The following is a 17,787-nucleotide window of genomic DNA, read 5'->3' on the forward strand; positions in this document are numbered from 1 at the left end:
GTTCAATATGAAGAAGAAGTGGTGGCATAACTGCGTTGTTTACCAGGTGTATCCCCGCAGCTTCATGGACAGTAACGGAGATGGGATCGGCGACCTTAAAGGCATTATTTCTAAGCTGGATTATATTGCGGACCTTGGGGCGGACATGATCTGGCTCTGCCCTGTTTACGCGTCTCCGAATGATGACAATGGATATGATATCAGCAATTATTATCAAATCCATCCCGAGTTTGGCACGTTGAAAGACATGGACCTGCTTATTTCCGAAGCGGAAAAGCGTGGACTCGGCATTATGATGGATATTGTCGCCAATCACACATCTGACGAGCATCCATGGTTCATCGAGTCGAGGAGCAGCAAAGATAATCCGTATCGTGATTATTATGTCTGGCGGGATGCTGTAGATGGCGGCCCGCCGAGTGACCTGCAGTCAATCTTCAGCGGCTGCGCCTGGGAGTATGATGCCGGGACAGACCAGTATTACCTGCATATGTTCAGCAAAAAGCAGCCTGACCTGAACTGGCATCACCCTCCTGTCCGCGAGGCAATCTATGATGTGATGCGCTTCTGGATCAATAAGGGGATCAAGGGTTTTCGATTTGATGTCATCGACCTGATCGCGAAGGAGCTGGAACAGGGAATCATCGCCAACGGTCCCCTGCTCCATCCTTACTTGCAGGAAATGCACCGGGAAGTGCTGGCAGGTGCTGACGTCGTCACGGTCGGTGAAACAGGCGGAGCCGACTTGGAAAAAGCGATTCTTTTTACAAGCCCGGAACGGAAGGAACTCGACATGGTCTTTTCATTCGAGCATATCGCTCTCGACGAACAGCATGGCAAGCAAAAATGGGATTTAAAGTCGCTTGAGCTGGACGATTTGAAGAGAGTACTGTCCAACTGGCAGACCTGTCTTACAGGCAAGGGCTGGAACAGCTTGTTCTGGAGCAATCACGACCAGCCGCGGATCATTTCACGCTGGGGAAATGATCAGGAATACCGGTATGAAAGTGCGACGATGCTCGCTGTCCTGCTCCATATGATGCGCGGTACCCCTTACATTTATCAGGGCGAGGAAATAGGGATGACAAATGTGCAGTTCGCTGATTTGGACTCTTATTGTGATATAGAGACTCTCAATATGTACAAAGAGCGAATCAAGCAAGGTTTTGCCCACGATGACATCATGGAATCGATTTATGTAAAAGGCAGGGATAATGCGAGGACGCCGATGCAGTGGAATGCAGAATCCCATGCCGGTTTTACAGCTGGAAAACCTTGGATTGACTTGAATCCAAATTATCCATCAATCAATGTTCAGGCAGATCACCACAGTGAAAGATCTATCTATCAAATTTACAAAAAGTTGATCGAGCTGCGTAAAGCAAACGACCTGATCGTCTACGGAGACTATGAACTGCTTGAAAGTGAACCAGAGATTTTCGCCTACACTCGCACCTATCAAAATGAAGAATGGCGTGTAGTCTGCAATTTTAGCAACAGAGAGATTGAAAGTCAGTTAATTTGTGATGGTGAAATCGTCATCCATAACTATGACTCCCCTACTGAAAAATTGCGTCCTTACGAAGCGATTGTCTATAAATTGAAAAATTAACTATAGCTGTAAACGTTAACATTGTATAATAAACTAGAGAGCTTAATGAAGAGACAGGAGAGAGTATCGTGGCAAGTATTAAAGATATTGCGAAACAAGCAGGCGTATCCATATCGACTGTTTCCTATGCTCTGAATGGCAGTTCAAAGGTAACGGAAGAAACGGCGGCAAAAATCCTTGCCATCGCGAAGGAACTGAATTACGTTCCGAACGCCGCCGCCCGTTCGCTGAAGAAGCGGGAAACGAAAATCATTGGCGTCTTTCTGACCAATTACGGGGGGGCTTTTTACGGACAGCTTCTGCAGGGCATCCAGGAGGCCCTCAACCGAAAGGGATACGAAATGATTGTCTGCAGCGGCAAAGAATCACACCGCTTCATCCCCGAGCGGATGATTGATGGAGCCATCGTATTGGATTACTTCTTTTCCAGCGAAGAACTGATCAAGCATGCGAACGCCGGGCATAAAATCGTCGTTATGGATAGAGAGCTTACGCATTCTAATATAAATCAAGTGTTATTGCATAATACATCAGGCGCTACCCTGGCGATCGATCACCTGATTGAAAAAGGCCACCGAAAAATATATGCTGTTTCCGGACCTGAGGGTTCTTATGATGCCACCCAGCGAATCGAAGCCGTGCGTCAGGCCGTTAAGCGATATGCCGATATTGACTATCACGAACTTCCAGGTGATTTCAATAAACCGGCCGGCGAAAAGGCCGCTGAACAAATCGTAAAAGAATTCACCGAACCGGCTGCAGTATTCTGCCTGAACGACGAAATGGCCATCGGGATGTACAATTACCTGGCAAGAACAAAGTATGAAGTCGGAAAAGACATCCACATTATCGGATTCGATAACATCGAACTCACACAATACACCAGTCCAAGACTCGCCACCATTGACTACTCAGAACGAAAATGGGGCGCCGTCTCGGCCGAACACCTTTTGAAATTGATCGCCAATGAACCAGTGGAACATGAACGGATTTATGTGACGTTGATTCCCGGGGGTTCGGTGCAGAATGTATAAAATTTTTAAGGAGCCTTCTTCAAATAGGCTCCTTTGATTTTTTTATCGCTCCAATGAGATTGCGAAGACAGAAAAAGTCTCAAGGTCAGTGCGAAATCATGGAGAGTTGGAGCAATGACTAACCGAAAGTTGTGAGACTGATAAAAAGTAAAAAGGACAGCTTCCCTCCCCAAGGGAAGCTGTCCTTCACTAGCTTTATATGACGTTCTCAGTTGTATTTTTGCTCCATACCTGACAGAGAAAGCGAGCATCTGATGTCAGCCAATTTTGGGCATAAGATTTAATGATTAACTCTCTGTGCTGCCGGAATATTTTTTGTGCGTAAGGAAGTTTCACATCACGTACAGCTTCATTTAATGTCAGTAGGATTCTCTTATCTTTTTCTGTTAGCAAATTGAAATCCGGCTTAGCTTTTTCACTTTCAACCACTTTAAAAAGTTCCTTAGCCTCACTGCTGAGCTTCTGATAGTTTCTCCCCTCAGTCAAGCGTGCCCATTCATTTATAATCATGCTCCTGGCATATCCATATTGATGCTTTTCCATCAGGTTATTAATGACATATATAATACTCTCAATTTTCATATTTCACCCGTCCGTTTATTAAACTACTAATTTAATAGTACACAGGACAAATTACCTAGTCAATAAGTATTGAACAGAAAATTCAAATAATAAGGGACAATAAAATGTGAATCTGAGATATACCTTAAATAGCCAATCAAAAATCAAAGAATCTCCTATTCCAGAGGTCCTTTCTATAATTTTATTCATCAGTTTTTTTATGCCACTTCCAAGCGCTTGACACAATTTGCTCCAGATTACGTTCCGCCTTCCAGCCAAGCGCAACACGAATTTTTTCTGACGAGGCCACTAACCTGGCCGGATCCCCGGCACGGCGGTCCGTAATGACAACCTTTGCTTTTCGGCCAGTCACTTTCTCACATGTATCAATCACTTCTTTTACAGAGTACCCCAGCCCATTGCCTAAATTGTATGTCGCCGTTTTATTCTGCCCTGTCAACAAAGAATTCAGGGCCGCAGCATGAGCATATGCTAAATCTGTTACATGAATATAATCGCGGATACATGTGCCGTCCGGCGTATCGTAGTCATCCCCGAACACGGATATTTGCTCCCGCTGGCCCAAAAGGTGCTGCAGAATAATCGGAATCAAATGTGTTTCCGGATCGTGCATTTCCCCTATTCTCCCTGACTCACTCGCCCCGGCAGCATTGAAGTAGCGTAACACTACATATCTCAAGTCATAAGCAGATGCAAAATCAGCCAGAATATTCTCGACCATAAGTTTTGACCGGCCATATGGATTGATTGGTTCTACCTTACTTTCTTCATGGATCATATTAACATCGGGAAATCCATATATTGCTGCTGTGGATGAGAAGATAAAGTTCTTCACACTATACTTCAACATCACTTTTAATAGCTTAAGAGTTGCTGACACGTTATTTTCATAGTATTTCAGCGGATTGGCGACTGATTCCCCTACTAGACTATTTGCTGCGAAGTGCATGACAGCATGAATAGGGTAGTTGCTGAACACAGCTTCGAGATCACCCTCGTTACCAATGTCACCTTTTATAAATATTGTTTGCGGATCAACCGCATTCTCAAATCCCGTTGAAAGATTATCTAAAACCACCACTTCATTCTTTTTCACTAATACCTCAACAACACGACTGCCGATATAGCCTGCCCCGCCAACAACAAGAATCATAAAAGCCTCCTTTAACCTCAGCCTTATTACATATATATCTAAAAAATAGATAAAAATGAATTAAGCCAGGGCATTAAGAAGGTGAAAGGCACTTTTCGAAAACTGTTTGACCAATCGGGTGACACAAAATACGAAAATTAGATTTGAAAAACATATGACAATAACTACTGTTGTGCAACTAGCTAGGGAATCAGATGAATGGCATTTAAGGCTTAATGACGATGATCGGTTTCTTCTTAGAATCTAGCCATTTAAGCGTTTTGATAAGATTTTTTTCGCTTGTTGCTACGCATCCGAGGGTATACTTGGTTTTACTTGTTTTCACATGCAGGAAGATTGCACTTCCTGCTCCTTTGACGATCGGTTTCTCATTGTAACGAATGACGACCCCATATTTATATAAAGGATGATTCAGTCGTTCAAAGGACTTCCACTTTTTATGAGGATTTCCTTTATAACGGACCCATTTATTATAATCCTTTGACTCTGCATCATCGATCCAGTAGTCGTACTTTGTTGCTTTCTTAAAAGGATACTTTGTTTTTGTTGGCTTAGTTCCCCAGCCAAATGAGGTGCCAAGGCGAAATGTTCCAACAGGAGTCCGGGCATCGCCTTCTTTTGTTTTCCCCGTCCCCTTCTTCCCTATGACCACCTTCATGGGAGTGGAGACCTTCTTCCATTTCCCATTCCTTTTTTCATACCGCTGCATGGTACCAGTTGTTTTTGATTTCTTCGATGGAGTAACAACAATCATTTGTGCAGCCTCTTGTTTCAATTCCCTCGCCTTTTCCGAACTCGTCGAAATCCCGCTGGCTTCAGAAGGATAAGCCGGAATGATCAGCAGCGGAATAAAAAGGACGACCATAAAAAACTTTATGAATTTCGTCTTCATAACACAACACTTCCTTTTTCCCATCTTCAAACACCTATTCCGCTACCTTTTATCGCAACTATAAGTATATACCTAGTAGACAACTTACCTTTTTTATCCACCTATAATAACAGGAACAGTTTTTAGCATGTCCACCCATCCCTCATATGGATGCAGTTCCACATGAACGGGTCGATCTTCAGCTTCAGTATAGTCTATAATCCAAATGCCATGCATCGATGGTAAAAAGAACATGATATTCGTAAGCGAAGGGTCCGCTTCTAAGTTCGGCAGGTTGAAAACAGAAATGTTATTCAGTGACCAGTCACGGACATCCAACGCTTCTAAAAAATGATTGAAGGCTGCTTTTTCTTCAGGAGCTAAATATGTATCTACAGCTAACTTCTCTATATTCTTCCGATTGCTAAGCTGATCGAAATCACCTTCTGTGAGTTTAAAAGACAGTCCTGACTTAAACTGGACATCTGTAAATGAATAGTATTCTTCTATATGACTTGGCAGTTCATCACTCGTTACGTAGGCAAATTCATGAATGATATCCCTGTCAATCAAATGGGAAAGCCATGTTTCGTCATTAATTCTATGAACCATCAGGATATGCTGTTCTGGTACATTAGAGCACCGGACCATCCATTCAGATTCCACATAGGATTTTATGAAAGTCTCCATTTCAACACTGATTGGAGCCTCGCCAATGGCTTCCCTGTCATAATCCCAAATCTGCTTTAGCATCAATTGGTGAATGGTTGCCTGCATGACGGAGTCCCATTTATCCGGGCTTAGGATGCCCAAGGATGACTCCGCTATTCCCTTTCCGACACCAGGATAGCCGCTGAAGGTAACTAGTAATGCCAGTTCTTCTGTAGTGCATGCTAAAAGAGGTTTCAACTTATTCACTTCCTTAACAAGAACATATAATTATAGCAATAGAGCACGTAACGCAATACTGACCACGTTGTATATAATAATGCCTGCGATTCCGAATAGTACTAAAAAAGCTAACATGAGTATTTTTCTGAATAGCCAATTGACCTTGTATAACTTTTTGTCACATACAGACCTACTCCTACAGTTATAGAGAGAAGGGTATATATGGTTTTTTCATAGAGAGTAGAGGGATCTTCAAATATTCCACATTCATAATACACGATTATCACTCTACCTACTAAAAATACCGATAGTGTATAGCCACTTTGGATTAGGAACCAAGTGATGATTATGAGCTCTATGAAATTAATTATTTCTACAAGACTCAAACTATTTTCCACCTTTTTGTTTATGCATCCTAAAATACAATGCGAACAATCATCATAAGCAACTGATAGGTTAGAATGCTACTGAATAGGAAGATGAAAAAGAACCCCATCATAAACAGTTTTCTTTTCCACCATGGGTATTTCAGCAATATTTTATAAACAAAAGGACCCGCCCCTATAAGAAAACCCATTGTCGCGTTGACAGTTTTTTGATACCCATTTGACGGCTGCTCGTAGGTACCCCACTCATAATATTCCACCATTAAATCCCCTAACACTAAAACCAAAAAACTGAAGGTAACTTGAGTAATGAACCACATAACAATGGCGGCGTCCAGATAATACAGAATACTATCCATTTTTCCACGTCCTTTATTTTTTCGGAATAGAAAACTCATCCCACTTATAGGATCAAGGAAAATAGCGCCCATTTGATAATTTGATAGACAAGGATACTCAAAATACCCATGATTAAAAGAAATCCTAACATCATCAACTTTCGAAGAAACCAATTATATCTCAGGAACTTCTTGTAAAAATAAGGTCCAATACCAATGATCAGCCCCATAATAACATTCACTATTTTCTGCATAAGGTTTGCTGGTTTCTCGTAAGTGCCCCATTCATAATAATCTAACATCATATTACCTAGTAATAGAATTGTCAGAGCGAATGCAAATTGAGCTGAGAGCAGCAAGCCTATAAGACCTAGAATAATATCGAATATTTCCTTTAGCGCCATCTTAACATTTCCACCTTAAACTTCTTAATATTTATTTAAACCAGCTGTTGATTGACTTCCAACCCTTTTCTGCATATTTCCCTAGGAATCCACCTGCATCTTTAAAGCTATCTCCGTATTTCACGCTAATAATCCCTCCTGCCAAACCGCCAGCTGCACCACCAATCACAGTGCCAATTGGACCTCCTAGACTGCCAATCATTGCACCAATTTTAGCACCGCCACTTATAGCAGCAAAATCGCCAGTAAATCCGCCAATCGCCCTACCGAACTTTTCACCTTCACTCTTCCCTGCATTTCTTGGGTCGAAAAGCTCCCAAGCAGCAGAGCCGAAGGAAATCAGTGTTCCAGCAACAGGAATCCCTTTACCTACTCTTGTAAACCCTTTCGCTTCAGCTACATTTTTTGCTACATCCTTTACTCCCAATTTTATTCGCTTATGAAATTCGTCAGCTAACGTGGAAGCCTTCATATAGGTTGCATTTTTGGGGAATCCGGCAGCATGCTTCAAGAGTGCCGGCGGACTAGTATATGAAGTCACAAAACTATGAAGTTTCTTTGCAACAGCGTTGGTCGGATTAGATTTTGAAAAATCATATAAATATCGTGCTGCGGTTGAACTGTATTTTCCTTTGCTAGTCCACGAGGCATCAGCGGATACAGTGAATTTGTATCCGCCTTTAAGCTTTTGCCAAAGAGTAGGCTTGCCACCAACATAATTAATGTTAATCTTCCTGCTTAGTGAGTAGGCAGTAATTAAAGAAGTGAACTGAGTTCCAACAAGGGCAGCATCCAGCAATCCCATTTTTTGATTTGCATCTGCAAAGTATTTTAGGATTTCTTCCTTTGAAGCTGTTTTTTTATTAACTTGACCCTTTCCCTCTTTAGACTTAGCTGTTGGTCTATTGCACTCCGCTAGCCCGAAATCCCTGTTCCAGGATACAATAAGGGACACAGCTTTCTTATTAATTTTATTTTCAGCAATTGTATACTGATCAACAGAACGATCGACAAAAACATTCAGTTCATTTAGTTTCTGCTCTAACCTTCCTAGAGACCCACCCGCTTTAGCAAGATTTGCTCCAATAGCATTCCTGCTGGATATTCGACTATCCAAGCTTCCCTTGACTTGAGATACACCAGTCTGTATAGTTCCTATTCTAGTCGCAAGCCGCTTAGCTTCTGGACTAAGATTCTGAACAAAACCACCCTGGAATTTGATTGAGTGCATCCTCTAATACATACCTCCCTTTTTAAAATTCCAATTAGAAAATTAAGGTAATTAATTACTAATATCCTATATTCATAAGGGCTTCGTCAAATGATACCCTTCCTTACTTCGTTCTTTTTATAATAGCTTTGCAAGGGTCCATTTAACAGTGCTTGAATGCCTGTTTCAAATTGAAAGGAATTAGATTTTCCAACACAAAAAGGACATCCTTCAGAGAATGTCCTCTCAACACAGAACCGAACAGTTTAATTGGCCTTTATGAATTCTATTTCAGCGTATACCTCTTAACCCCTTCTCCCTCGATCATCTTGATTCCCTTTTTAGATTCCACATAGAAAGTAAGGGGGCCTTTCGAATTTTTTATCATCTTTCCCCTCAGGTCTTCTGCTTTTTTGCGTTTTTGATTAAAGGAGGATTCTTTCATTTGAATGATGATTTTATGGCCATAGCTCAGTTCTACTTCTGTTCTGCGAATCCCAAGTGCTTTCGTATTGTGTACATGCATTAGAGAGAACCAGATGCAGAAGTCATCGTTGTATGACTTGGTCGGGAATAACCAGATCCCCAGGTTACAGTTGATTTTTATCGGGCACATACTGACATCGCCCAGCAGCCTTTTTGCACATTTTCTGCCTGTCTTAAAATCGGAGCCGAGGCCAATCATTGTTTCATTGATGATGTGTAAAGGTCTGCTGTCTACCAGGAATGTATCTTCCCCCTGGATCACCCTTGCGCACAGCCTTCCGTGCCCATTGTATTCCCCAGTCAAAAGCACCGTTTCTTCATTGAGTATGTAATCCGTTAATTCTTCCATTCTTTCCCCTCCTCATAAAATCTATTGATTAATTGATTAGAAAGGGTATACTAACATAGTTGGTACACCCAACCACGGTCCTCGGGAGTCCTGCTAGACAATTACCCGAGGGCTTTTTTCATGGCCACCCCCCTTTAACCCCCACTGGTATTATTATATAAATTTTTCCTTTTATAAGTAAATTGGCTTTGTTCCCTGTTTAGAAAGCATAAATCTTACGGAACATTGTCAAAAATATGTTTTTTCAGTATAATGTATGTTTATTTTCATAAAACACGATAAACTTACCTATTTCCACTTAAAAAATGGAATCCCACCTCTATTTTATTATTCAGCAATAGTGCAAACTTCTCCCATGAACCTCTAAAAAATATTTTCTTTAATAGACATACAATATTCACAATTCATAAGAAAACTCATTTTCATCGCCATTTTCTATGAAATTGTCTAACAACTCTTGAAAATTCAATTTTGGACCTAAAAAAGCACAATAATTATGCTTTTTTGCTTTGAAAAATGATTTTTCAAGATTGGCTCATATTCCATTCCTGGAGGTATCTTTAAGCTACCCGGGAATAATAGTAAGTCGCGCGCGATCCAGGAAGGATTGCAAATGAACAATTTCGATCAGTTAGCCAAACTGTATGAACCTATGATTCACAAAATTATCCGGACCCTCCATATCTATAAAAATCAAAAGGAATATTTCCATACCGGCCTTGTCGCGCTTTGGGAAGCAGCTGAGGGTTTCAATCCGGTAAAAGGGGAATTCTCCAGCTATGCATACAGCTATATAAAAGGACAAATTTTAAATGAAATGAGCAGGAATAATAAAAGAGAGGAAAGGAGCTTCTCTCCAAAAGAGGAATATTGGGAATCACTAGTGGAGGAAAATCCTGATAGTCCATTAGAGATAGAATTTCTTCTCAGCTATTGCGAGACATTGACTGAGAAAGAAACCAAATGGGTGATCTACACATGTGTCGATTTCTTATCAATCAAGGAAATTGCAGAACGGGAGCATGTCTCCATGTCCGCAGTTAAACAGTGGCGGAAAGGGGCCAAAAAGAAGCTGCGGAAAGAATTCCTTGAGGTTATGGATTAACACAAAAAGCCTGAAACCAGATTAATTATTGGTTTCAGGCTTTTATATTGGATGTAATTCGATTTTCACTTTACAAGGCATCCTTCCAGTTGTCTGAAGTCAATTTCATAAAACGGTTTTTATCTTTATTCGCAAGAGCTAAGTCAATCTCCTCCACTCTTTTCTTCTCCAGGAACTCATTCTGCACCTTCTTGATGAGCCTGTTCACATCATCAGTATATCTGGTCTTATCACGGTTGAGGATTAGATCAGTATTATCTGGATCAGCCAACGCGTCCATATACATATTCAAATTCATTTCTTGTTTATAGTAGTTAGAATTTTTATCGTTCTTCATGCTCTCATCCCTGCCTTTTTGTGGGTTAGTTGTTAGTTACTATTTACCCGATTTTTCAGGAAAATAACTTGAAGAATGATTTGATTTATTTCCCTAATAATTTCTGAGTCCTTTTTTATAAAACCACTCTACCCTAGCTGTTAACTTTTAATTACACATGATAGACTTCGACCTAGTATTATCGCAGAATAATTCAGAGGAAAACCCCAAATAGGCAGCATAGGTCAAAAAACACATAAATTCACTTAAACCTGAGCCCTTCTCTCCAGAACTAGCAATCTTAGAAAGACAGCAAACTAGTAAAAGGAGTGACCTGAGCAGGCCACTCCTCTTAACTATCTTGTAAGAAAATATCGGAACAATCCGTCATACAATCCTTTTGCAGCTTTTTTCTGATAGGTTGAGGTTGCAACGAGCTTTTCCTCAGTTGGATTCGATAGGAAACCGAGCTCCACCAGTGCAGCTGGCTGGCTGTTATCGCGGAGCACATGATAGTTTCCATACTTGGATCCCATATTCCTCAGTTGAGTTGAAGAAGCCAGAAAGCTTTGGATCGTATTGGCCAGCGGTGCATCCTTTGAACTGTTGTAATAGAAGGTCATGACTCCACTGCTTGTTGAAGAATAAGCATTATAATGAAGGCTTAAAAATGCATGCGCCTTGTTATTATTGCTGATGTTCACACGCTGTGTCAGGCTCAGGTAAATGTCTGAACCTCTCGTTAAAATGACTTTCGCTCCAGCATTCTCCAATAAAGGTTTAAGCTCCAGAGCCGTTCTCAGTGTCAGCGTCTTTTCCAGATAGGTTACGCCCCTCGTACCAGGATCATAGCCTCCATGGCCGGGATCGAGTACAATTACCTTCCCTTTTAGAACCGTATTCGGGTCGCGGACAAGCGTTCCGGAAACCCAGCCAATGACGCCATTTGCATCCTTCACTTTTACCCAGCCATTACTCTCCTCAAGCTGGTCCAGGAACATTCCCATATTGGCTGTATAAAGGATGGGATAAGATGTACCTGGGCCCTTACGAATATTAGTGTTGGCCTTAAGAACAACCTTGGACACGACAGCTGCAGGTTTCTGCTTGGAAACATAGGAGCTTGCTACCCAACCTGTTTTATTGAGGGTAGATGCATATACTTTCAGCCACGTTCCATCGTTTCCATAAACTTTTACGGAAGTACCATTCGGTAAAGTCCCGATCACACTCCCCCCAGGAGCGCTGCGAAAGTTTAGGTTCGTAGCCGTTATATAGCCTGTCCAGGTTGTCGCAGTGATGTATTGCGATGAAACCCAGCCTTTCAATGAGCCGTATGCGATTCTCGACCAGCCATTTTTCTGTTCATAAACAGTCACAACCTGACTTTTCGTGAGTTTTCCAACAATGGAATAGGTTGTGCCTGGTTGCGAACGGACATTCAGCACATCAGCACTGACACTGGCCTGAAATGTATAAGCTGCCTCTGTTCGACCCGCATGGAAAGATAATGTGAATGAAAAAAGGACCAGAAAACACAGTAGCAATTTACTAAAAGAAGCGACTTTCAACAAATTTTCCCACCTTTTGTCTATTTTTGTCTAATACGAGAAGTCATTTCCACTATAAACCATTACTGGTAACGGTAAGAGTGTAAAAAGACCCTAATATAGATGGTGGAATAAATTAACAAGGTAAGTTTTTTAGAATAATAAAAGAGTACCTATATAGGCACTCTTAATGAGTTAATAATTAGAATTTTATCTCCGACCAATCGAACAAAATGCCAGGATCCACTTTCCGATCGGGGGCATATTCGTTATGGCCAATAATGTGTTTTCTGTCTTTTTTAATCTGCTTGTTCCGTGACAGGATATCATCAAGCAATTGGTTAAGAGCTTTGTATTGTTCGTCGGTGTACCCGAAATGCTCAGTAGAGATTTTTTGATATTGTTCTGCTGTCAGCATTGTCAGCATTTCCTCTTCCGTGCCAACCGCCATTAGTTCAATGCCAATGGAGTGATTATTCAGACGGTCATTATAATCCGGGAAATCAAACAACCCGCCTTTACCTGCATGGCGTGCCCTTCGGGTCTCCGGCATCAGATAATAAATCTGTCCCTGACGGTCAATCATATAATGAGGAGCGACATCATACTCGATAAAAATATTACGAATCTCTTCATATAGAAAAGGGTCCTCAGGATTCACCGCTGCATTGCTGATAAAGTGCAGGACAATGTGCGTAGGTGTTTCGCTGCGAGGGACAAAGTTCATATTCGGCATGAAATCCTTAATTACGGGCAATTGGGGTACGGTTAAATCGATTCTAGGCTTATCTGTATCAACCTTAACCTTTGTCGCAGCTTCCTCCGCAATCTTACCCGAACAGCCCGACACAAGAAGTATGAATAAAAGCATAACTGCCAGTGATAACTTACTGTTCATTGTTCTCCCCCAAAACATCTTCTACCATTACTAATTCTCTTAAGGTAACTAAAATCCTTTTAACTTACGAAAAACAAGATAGATTTCGTTTGTAACGCAAAAATAGGACTAAAGTATTCCACATTATTCCACTATCAGTAATAATAGAATACGATTACAATACACTTGTAATATATTTGAAAATTTAGGAGGAAGTATTATCTTGAAGCGGTTTTTATCTATTATGTTGGCCATTGCATTGTCACTCGGTACCTTGCCATTAGGAGCATTTGCAGCTGTAGATCCAAAGAGCCAGGAATTCCAGAATTACCTGACGGAAATTGGCATGACAGAGAGTGAGTTTGTCACATATCTAAAGGATGTCCAGGAAGCAACACTTAATGATTTTGATAATCTAGAAGAATTAAAGTATATTCTAGGACCCTTAGTCGATGACCAGAACTTGCAAGAAATGCTCACTGATCTAGAAATTACAGAAGAAGAATTAAACAAGTTGCTTGAAGAAAACGGAAAGACATTGGACCAATACTCCTTCATTGGTGACTTGTATTTCGATGTGACAAATTGGCTTTATCCTGAAACACAAACACCGATTACAGATGAAAACCTGAAGATCCTTCTTGAAGATTTCGGCTTTGCTTCAAAAAAAGAGCTTGAATCATTTTTAAAAGAGTATGATGACTCAATCAAAAATTATCAGTTTATTGAAGAACTGGAATCTGCTGTAGCTGGCTACTACTTAGCCCAGGCTGAGGAAGAATTGATGGCCGCTATGGACTCACTTGGCCTTACGATGGAAGAAACAGAAAGGCTAGCCAACTACTTCGTTTCCTTAATGGAAGATCCAAATTTCAACGAAGAAACATTTATGGTATCATTGGAAAACATCAGCAACCGCTTAATGAACTTTGCTGATTTTGATAGTGCTTCTGACCTTACGCCTGAACAAATTGCTGAATTCATTGCTATTTGGGATGATCTTTTGAACCTTTTAAACCTTAAAGTAGAATACTATCTTTTAAAAGACGGTAAGGAAACTCCTATCTCCTTCGCTACTTTAATTCAAATGGATGATATCGGCGGCGCCGATTTGTTAATCAAAATCTACACAAAATCTGGCGAGTTTTTAGTAGATATGATCATTACAAAGGAAATGTTCGGATCTGATTTTGTTGAAGAAACAGGCAAAAACCTTAAAGATACCAAAAAAGCAGCAGAAGAAGTAAAAAAAGCAGTGGATAAGGTCCCTGCCACAGCACCGGCTAAGACAGTAAATGGCGGCAAGCTTCCAAACACTGCTTCTGACTATCTGCAAAACACAATGGCTGGCCTTGTAATTGTTCTGCTCGGAGCCTTAGTATTCAGGAAAGTGAAGACAAGACGTGCGTAGGAATAGAAAGAAAAGAAGAACCAGAAATGTGGTTCTTCTTTCCTTGTCCCTTGTAATAATCGTATCTGGGATTTGGTTCAGCGGGACAAATGCCTACAAGTTCATGAAAGGCTACTGGCTGTTCAAGACTGGGGCTAAAACCGAGCTGGCATCCGCCCATGAAGCAATACAAAAGGTTGTAAAAAAGAAAGAGCTTTACGCCCAACGGCCTAAAAAAGGCGAAATGATGGGTAACTTAACCATTCCTAAAATAAAAGCGAACCTGCCAATCTACCATGGAACAGACGAAGATGAGCTCGAAAAAGGGGTAGGCCACTTTGCAGGCAGTGTCCTTCCAGGCGAGAGGGACAACTCCGTCCTTTCCGGCCATCGAGATACCGTTTTTCGCAAGCTTGGTGAAGTAGGCAAAGGCGACCTGCTCGTCGTCACCACCGAGGCCGGAACCTTTACCTACAAAGTAAGGAAAGTAAGAATCGTAGACGCTGACGATAGAACGGTCATCGTGCCAACACCACGCCCCACACTAACCGTCAGCACCTGCTACCCATTCGACTATATCGGCGACGCACCGGAACGATACATCCTCGTCGCAGACCTGGTCGATGTAAATTGAAACAGAGGGACGGTTCTTGCGTTTTTCGAAACGCAAGAACCGCCCCTCTGTTTTTTCTTATCTTTTTGTCCTGTCACTGACAATCTGTTTTAATGTTGTATTGAAAACGGGAAAATCTTTTTTTGAGATTACATAGTAAGTTGGAATATGAATAGATTCCCCATCCTTTATATTTAGTACGAATGCAGGTGTCTTAATTCCTAAGTATCCTGTTGGTATGTCATTTTCTACTTCAACTTTTTTTATAGTGTCCAGCTTAATTGTTTTGTCCCTGATTATAATATTTTCCTTATCGTAACGGAACATCTGTTTATTCTTAATTAAAAGGATCATAAGCATCAAGAGCATTCTGCCAAAAAACAAAATTCCCATTATACCTGCAACAACAGAGATGATCTTCCTGCCGGTAGGAGCTTCCAGATACATACTTGCGAGGATTAGTGCCACTCCAGATACGATAAAAAGTAGGCAAATTGAAATGCGCCCAATTATGGTAGCCGTACGGTATTTTACTATTTTCATCATATCCACCTTCAATATTTCAAAAATTCTTCTTGCAAAGCTAAACCCTATCCATCATTATCCTACTATTTCCAAACAAATATCGGCACAGAAGAGTTTCGACAAATTTCGAATGGGACCTATCTTCACTAAAGGTCACCCAAAAAGAAAGATGGGACTCTAAAATTCGAAAAGGGGCCTCCCAATTAAACACTAGAACCGTCCCTGTGTTTTGTTAAATATTATGAATTTAATGTAAAATTCACCCGTTCTTAATCAAATTTGATAGAATAATGGTAGTGTGCTACTTAATTACTATTTTAGTAGTACCACAAATTATTTTTAATTTTAGGGAGGGTCAAAATGAATTACCAGAACAGGTTTTATCGTAAAGTTTTGTCGGTAGTTGCTTCTGCTGCTCTTTTGGCATCAGTAGCGGTACCTGCAGTAGCTGCAAAAGAGAAGCATGTTAGCCCAGACAAGCCATTTGAGCTTACCATCATGCATACAAATGATACTCACGCACATTTAGACACTGTGGCTAAACGCGTTTCAGCTATCAAGCAGGTACGCGGGGAAAGCGCTAACAGCCTATTATTGGACGCTGGGGATGTTTTCTCTGGAACTCTTTATTTCAACGAGTATGAAGGACTTGCAGACCTGGAGTTCATGAACCTTGTTGGCTATGATGCTATGACATTTGGAAACCATGAGTTTGACAAAGGAACAGCGACGCTTGCTAATTTTGTTAAAGATGCAAAATTCCCATTTGTCAGTGCAAACGTAGACGTTAAAAAAGACAAAAATCTAAAAAAATATGCTAAAAATAAATACGCTTCAAAGCCAAAAGATGGTGAAATCTACAAAGGCATCGTTAAAGAAATTAACGGTGAGAAAGTAGGAATCTTCGGTCTCACAACAGCTGAAACTGTAGAAATCTCCAGCCCTGGAGAAGATGTCAAGTTCACAGACTACATTGAAGAGGCAAAAGCTGCAGTCGAAGCTTTCGAAAAGCAAGGCATCAATAAAATCATTGCCCTGACACATATTGGCTTGAATGATGGCGGCGGCGATAATGACCTGACACTGGCTGAAGCTGTAGATGGGATCGATGTAATCGTCGGCGGCCACACTCACGTTCAGTTGAATGCACCACTTGTAGTAGAGGCCGGTAAAGAACCTACAGTCATTGTTCAGGCGAATGAGTATGGAAAATTCCTCGGTACTCTGGATGTTACATTCGATAAAAAAGGAAAAGTAACCGAATATGCTGGGAAGTTGTTAGACGTTAATGGTTATCCAGAGGATTTGGAAGCTGCACAAATCCTGAATACTAAATACAAGCCTGCGGTTGATGAAATGAAAAAAACCGTTATCGGAAAAACGACTGTCGATCTAGTTGGCGGCAATCCTGCAGCCAGAACTGGTGAAACCAATCTTGGAAACCTGATTACAGACGGAATGCTAGCAAAAGCGAAAACCATTAATCCAAACACGGTGATCGCAGTCCAGAATGGCGGCGGAATTCGCACATCCGTTTCTGCTGGAGACATCACTCTGGCGAAGGTATTGGAAGTTATGCCATTCGGAAACTCTTTAGGCATTATGCAGTTAAAAGGTGCTGAAATTAAAGAAGCTTTGGAGCATAGCGTAAGTCTTGCCCCAAAAGCGAACGGCGCATTTCTTCAAGTATCAGGCCTAAAGTTTGAGTACAACAGCAGTCTTCCATCTGGCCAGAGAGTAGTTTCTGTTGAAGTAAAAGAAGATGGCGTAAATTACGTCAGCCTGGATGCAAACAAGACTTATACAGTAGCAACAAACACTTTCACTGCTAAAGGTGGAGACGGATATACTGTCTTTGCAAAAGCCTACAATGAAGGTCGTGTCAGTGAACCTGGCTTTGTTGATTGGGAGATATTCACTGAATATGTTCAGTCACAAGATCAAAAAACCGTGAGTCCTGCTGTAGAAGGAAGAATTGTTGGTATAGCAAATTAATAATTAATGCCCAGCCACAGAGCTTTGTGGCTGGGTATTTTAATGGAAGCTAAATACATTCTCATCCGCTAATATTATAGAACTCTCAACTCATCTCTTT

At 41.1% G+C, this 17,787-nt stretch carries 18 protein-coding genes; 6 read left to right on the top strand and 12 right to left on the bottom strand.

Going from position 1 to position 17,787, the window contains the following annotated elements; all coding sequences use genetic code 11:
• Nucleotides 1-7 precede the first annotated feature (7 nt).
• Complete coding sequence (locus tag EJA10_RS10660) at nucleotides 8-1,612, top strand: glycoside hydrolase family 13 protein (RefSeq protein WP_125479990.1); 1,605 nt, start codon at nucleotides 8-10, stop codon at nucleotides 1,610-1,612.
• A gap of 68 nt (nucleotides 1,613-1,680) precedes the next feature.
• Nucleotides 1,681-2,646 (top strand): LacI family DNA-binding transcriptional regulator, encoded by a 966-nt coding sequence (locus EJA10_RS10665; protein WP_125479991.1) that lies wholly within the window; start codon nucleotides 1,681-1,683, stop codon nucleotides 2,644-2,646.
• Nucleotides 2,647-2,841: 195 nt separating this feature from the next.
• On the opposite strand, the gene EJA10_RS10670 is transcribed toward EJA10_RS10665, so the two are convergent.
• The 8 genes from EJA10_RS10670 to EJA10_RS10705 all read right to left on the bottom strand — a co-directional run bounded on the left by EJA10_RS10670 (nucleotide 2,842) and on the right by EJA10_RS10705 (nucleotide 9,316).
• On the bottom strand, nucleotides 2,842-3,228 hold the full coding sequence (locus EJA10_RS10670; protein ID WP_125479992.1) for a hypothetical protein: 387 nt from the start codon (nucleotides 3,226-3,228) through the stop codon (nucleotides 2,842-2,844).
• Nucleotides 3,229-3,409: 181 nt separating this feature from the next.
• Nucleotides 3,410-4,381 (bottom strand): UDP-glucose 4-epimerase GalE, encoded by a 972-nt coding sequence (gene galE, locus EJA10_RS10675; protein ID WP_125479993.1) that lies wholly within the window; start codon nucleotides 4,379-4,381, stop codon nucleotides 3,410-3,412.
• A gap of 205 nt (nucleotides 4,382-4,586) precedes the next feature.
• Complete coding sequence (locus EJA10_RS10680; protein ID WP_246017755.1) at nucleotides 4,587-5,273, bottom strand: L,D-transpeptidase family protein; 687 nt, start codon at nucleotides 5,271-5,273, stop codon at nucleotides 4,587-4,589.
• 93 nt (nucleotides 5,274-5,366) lie between these two features.
• The gene (locus EJA10_RS10685) at nucleotides 5,367-6,161 is read right to left on the bottom strand and encodes a hypothetical protein (RefSeq protein WP_125479994.1); all 795 of its coding nucleotides are present in this window, start codon (nucleotides 6,159-6,161) and stop codon (nucleotides 5,367-5,369) included.
• 397 nt (nucleotides 6,162-6,558) lie between these two features.
• Nucleotides 6,559-6,888 carry a hypothetical protein gene (locus tag EJA10_RS10690; RefSeq protein WP_125479995.1) on the bottom strand — a complete coding sequence of 110 codons (330 nt, stop codon included), beginning with the start codon at nucleotides 6,886-6,888 and terminating at the stop codon, nucleotides 6,559-6,561.
• A gap of 44 nt (nucleotides 6,889-6,932) precedes the next feature.
• A complete protein-coding gene (locus EJA10_RS10695) occupies nucleotides 6,933-7,271 on the bottom strand; it encodes a hypothetical protein (protein WP_125479996.1) in 339 nt (112 codons plus the stop codon).
• 31 nt (nucleotides 7,272-7,302) lie between these two features.
• Nucleotides 7,303-8,502: a hypothetical protein gene (locus EJA10_RS10700; protein ID WP_125479997.1), complete on the bottom strand. Its 1,200-nt coding sequence runs from the start codon at nucleotides 8,500-8,502 to the stop codon at nucleotides 7,303-7,305.
• 265 nt (nucleotides 8,503-8,767) lie between these two features.
• The gene (locus EJA10_RS10705) at nucleotides 8,768-9,316 is read right to left on the bottom strand and encodes a competence protein ComK (RefSeq protein ID WP_125479998.1); all 549 of its coding nucleotides are present in this window, start codon (nucleotides 9,314-9,316) and stop codon (nucleotides 8,768-8,770) included.
• Between the two features lie 613 nt (nucleotides 9,317-9,929).
• On the opposite strand from EJA10_RS10705, the gene EJA10_RS10710 reads away from it, so the two are divergent.
• Entirely contained in the window at nucleotides 9,930-10,421 is a 492-nt protein-coding gene (locus tag EJA10_RS10710) for a sigma-70 family RNA polymerase sigma factor (RefSeq protein ID WP_125479999.1), read from the top strand.
• A gap of 70 nt (nucleotides 10,422-10,491) precedes the next feature.
• Here EJA10_RS10710 and EJA10_RS10715 read toward each other — a convergent pair whose 3' ends face one another.
• The 3 genes from EJA10_RS10715 to EJA10_RS10725 all read right to left on the bottom strand — a co-directional run bounded on the left by EJA10_RS10715 (nucleotide 10,492) and on the right by EJA10_RS10725 (nucleotide 13,185).
• Entirely contained in the window at nucleotides 10,492-10,758 is a 267-nt protein-coding gene (locus EJA10_RS10715) for an IDEAL domain-containing protein (protein ID WP_125480000.1), read from the bottom strand.
• Between the two features lie 335 nt (nucleotides 10,759-11,093).
• Entirely contained in the window at nucleotides 11,094-12,311 is a 1,218-nt protein-coding gene (locus EJA10_RS10720) for an N-acetylmuramoyl-L-alanine amidase family protein (RefSeq protein WP_125480001.1), read from the bottom strand.
• 178 nt (nucleotides 12,312-12,489) lie between these two features.
• The gene (locus tag EJA10_RS10725; RefSeq protein ID WP_170169113.1) at nucleotides 12,490-13,185 is read right to left on the bottom strand and encodes an N-acetylmuramoyl-L-alanine amidase; all 696 of its coding nucleotides are present in this window, start codon (nucleotides 13,183-13,185) and stop codon (nucleotides 12,490-12,492) included.
• Between the two features lie 202 nt (nucleotides 13,186-13,387).
• Here EJA10_RS10725 and EJA10_RS10730 point away from each other — a divergent pair, with 202 nt between their 5' ends.
• Both EJA10_RS10730 and EJA10_RS10735 read left to right on the top strand, forming a co-directional pair.
• A complete protein-coding gene (locus EJA10_RS10730) occupies nucleotides 13,388-14,575 on the top strand; it encodes a processed acidic surface protein (protein ID WP_125480003.1) in 1,188 nt (395 codons plus the stop codon).
• 43 nt (nucleotides 14,576-14,618) lie between these two features.
• A complete protein-coding gene (locus EJA10_RS10735; RefSeq protein WP_246017756.1) occupies nucleotides 14,619-15,188 on the top strand; it encodes a class D sortase in 570 nt (189 codons plus the stop codon).
• Between the two features lie 57 nt (nucleotides 15,189-15,245).
• Here EJA10_RS10735 and EJA10_RS10740 read toward each other — a convergent pair whose 3' ends face one another.
• The gene (locus EJA10_RS10740) at nucleotides 15,246-15,713 is read right to left on the bottom strand and encodes a DUF5381 family protein (RefSeq protein ID WP_125480005.1); all 468 of its coding nucleotides are present in this window, start codon (nucleotides 15,711-15,713) and stop codon (nucleotides 15,246-15,248) included.
• 339 nt (nucleotides 15,714-16,052) lie between these two features.
• Between EJA10_RS10740 and EJA10_RS10745 the strand changes: the two genes are divergently transcribed.
• Nucleotides 16,053-17,687, top strand: a complete 1,635-nt coding sequence (locus EJA10_RS10745) for a bifunctional metallophosphatase/5'-nucleotidase (protein ID WP_125480006.1) — start codon at nucleotides 16,053-16,055, stop codon at nucleotides 17,685-17,687.
• Nucleotides 17,688-17,787: the final 100 nt, after the last annotated feature.

The organism is Mesobacillus subterraneus (assembly GCF_003937825.1).
In the GTDB taxonomy this organism is placed as follows: domain Bacteria; phylum Bacillota; class Bacilli; order Bacillales; family Cytobacillaceae; genus Mesobacillus; species Mesobacillus subterraneus.

Coding starts and splice junctions, on each gene's coding strand:
- EJA10_RS10680 (WP_246017755.1), bottom strand. CDS start 5,273: ATGAAGACGAAATTCATAAAGTTTTTTATGGTCGTCCTTTTTATTCCG.
- EJA10_RS10695 (WP_125479996.1), bottom strand. CDS start 7,271: ATGGCGCTAAAGGAAATATTCGATATTATTCTAGGTCTTATAGGCTTG.
- EJA10_RS10705 (WP_125479998.1), bottom strand. CDS start 9,316: ATGGAAGAATTAACGGATTACATACTCAATGAAGAAACGGTGCTTTTG.
- EJA10_RS10660 (WP_125479990.1), top strand. CDS start 8: ATGAAGAAGAAGTGGTGGCATAACTGCGTTGTTTACCAGGTGTATCCC.
- EJA10_RS10690 (WP_125479995.1), bottom strand. CDS start 6,888: ATGGATAGTATTCTGTATTATCTGGACGCCGCCATTGTTATGTGGTTC.
- EJA10_RS10700 (WP_125479997.1), bottom strand. CDS start 8,502: ATGCACTCAATCAAATTCCAGGGTGGTTTTGTTCAGAATCTTAGTCCA.
- EJA10_RS10670 (WP_125479992.1), bottom strand. CDS start 3,228: ATGAAAATTGAGAGTATTATATATGTCATTAATAACCTGATGGAAAAG.
- EJA10_RS10715 (WP_125480000.1), bottom strand. CDS start 10,758: ATGAAGAACGATAAAAATTCTAACTACTATAAACAAGAAATGAATTTG.
- EJA10_RS10725 (WP_170169113.1), bottom strand. CDS start 13,185: ATGAACAGTAAGTTATCACTGGCAGTTATGCTTTTATTCATACTTCTT.
- EJA10_RS10745 (WP_125480006.1), top strand. CDS start 16,053: ATGAATTACCAGAACAGGTTTTATCGTAAAGTTTTGTCGGTAGTTGCT.
- galE (WP_125479993.1), bottom strand. CDS start 4,381: ATGATTCTTGTTGTTGGCGGGGCAGGCTATATCGGCAGTCGTGTTGTT.
- EJA10_RS10740 (WP_125480005.1), bottom strand. CDS start 15,713: ATGATGAAAATAGTAAAATACCGTACGGCTACCATAATTGGGCGCATT.
- EJA10_RS10710 (WP_125479999.1), top strand. CDS start 9,930: ATGAACAATTTCGATCAGTTAGCCAAACTGTATGAACCTATGATTCAC.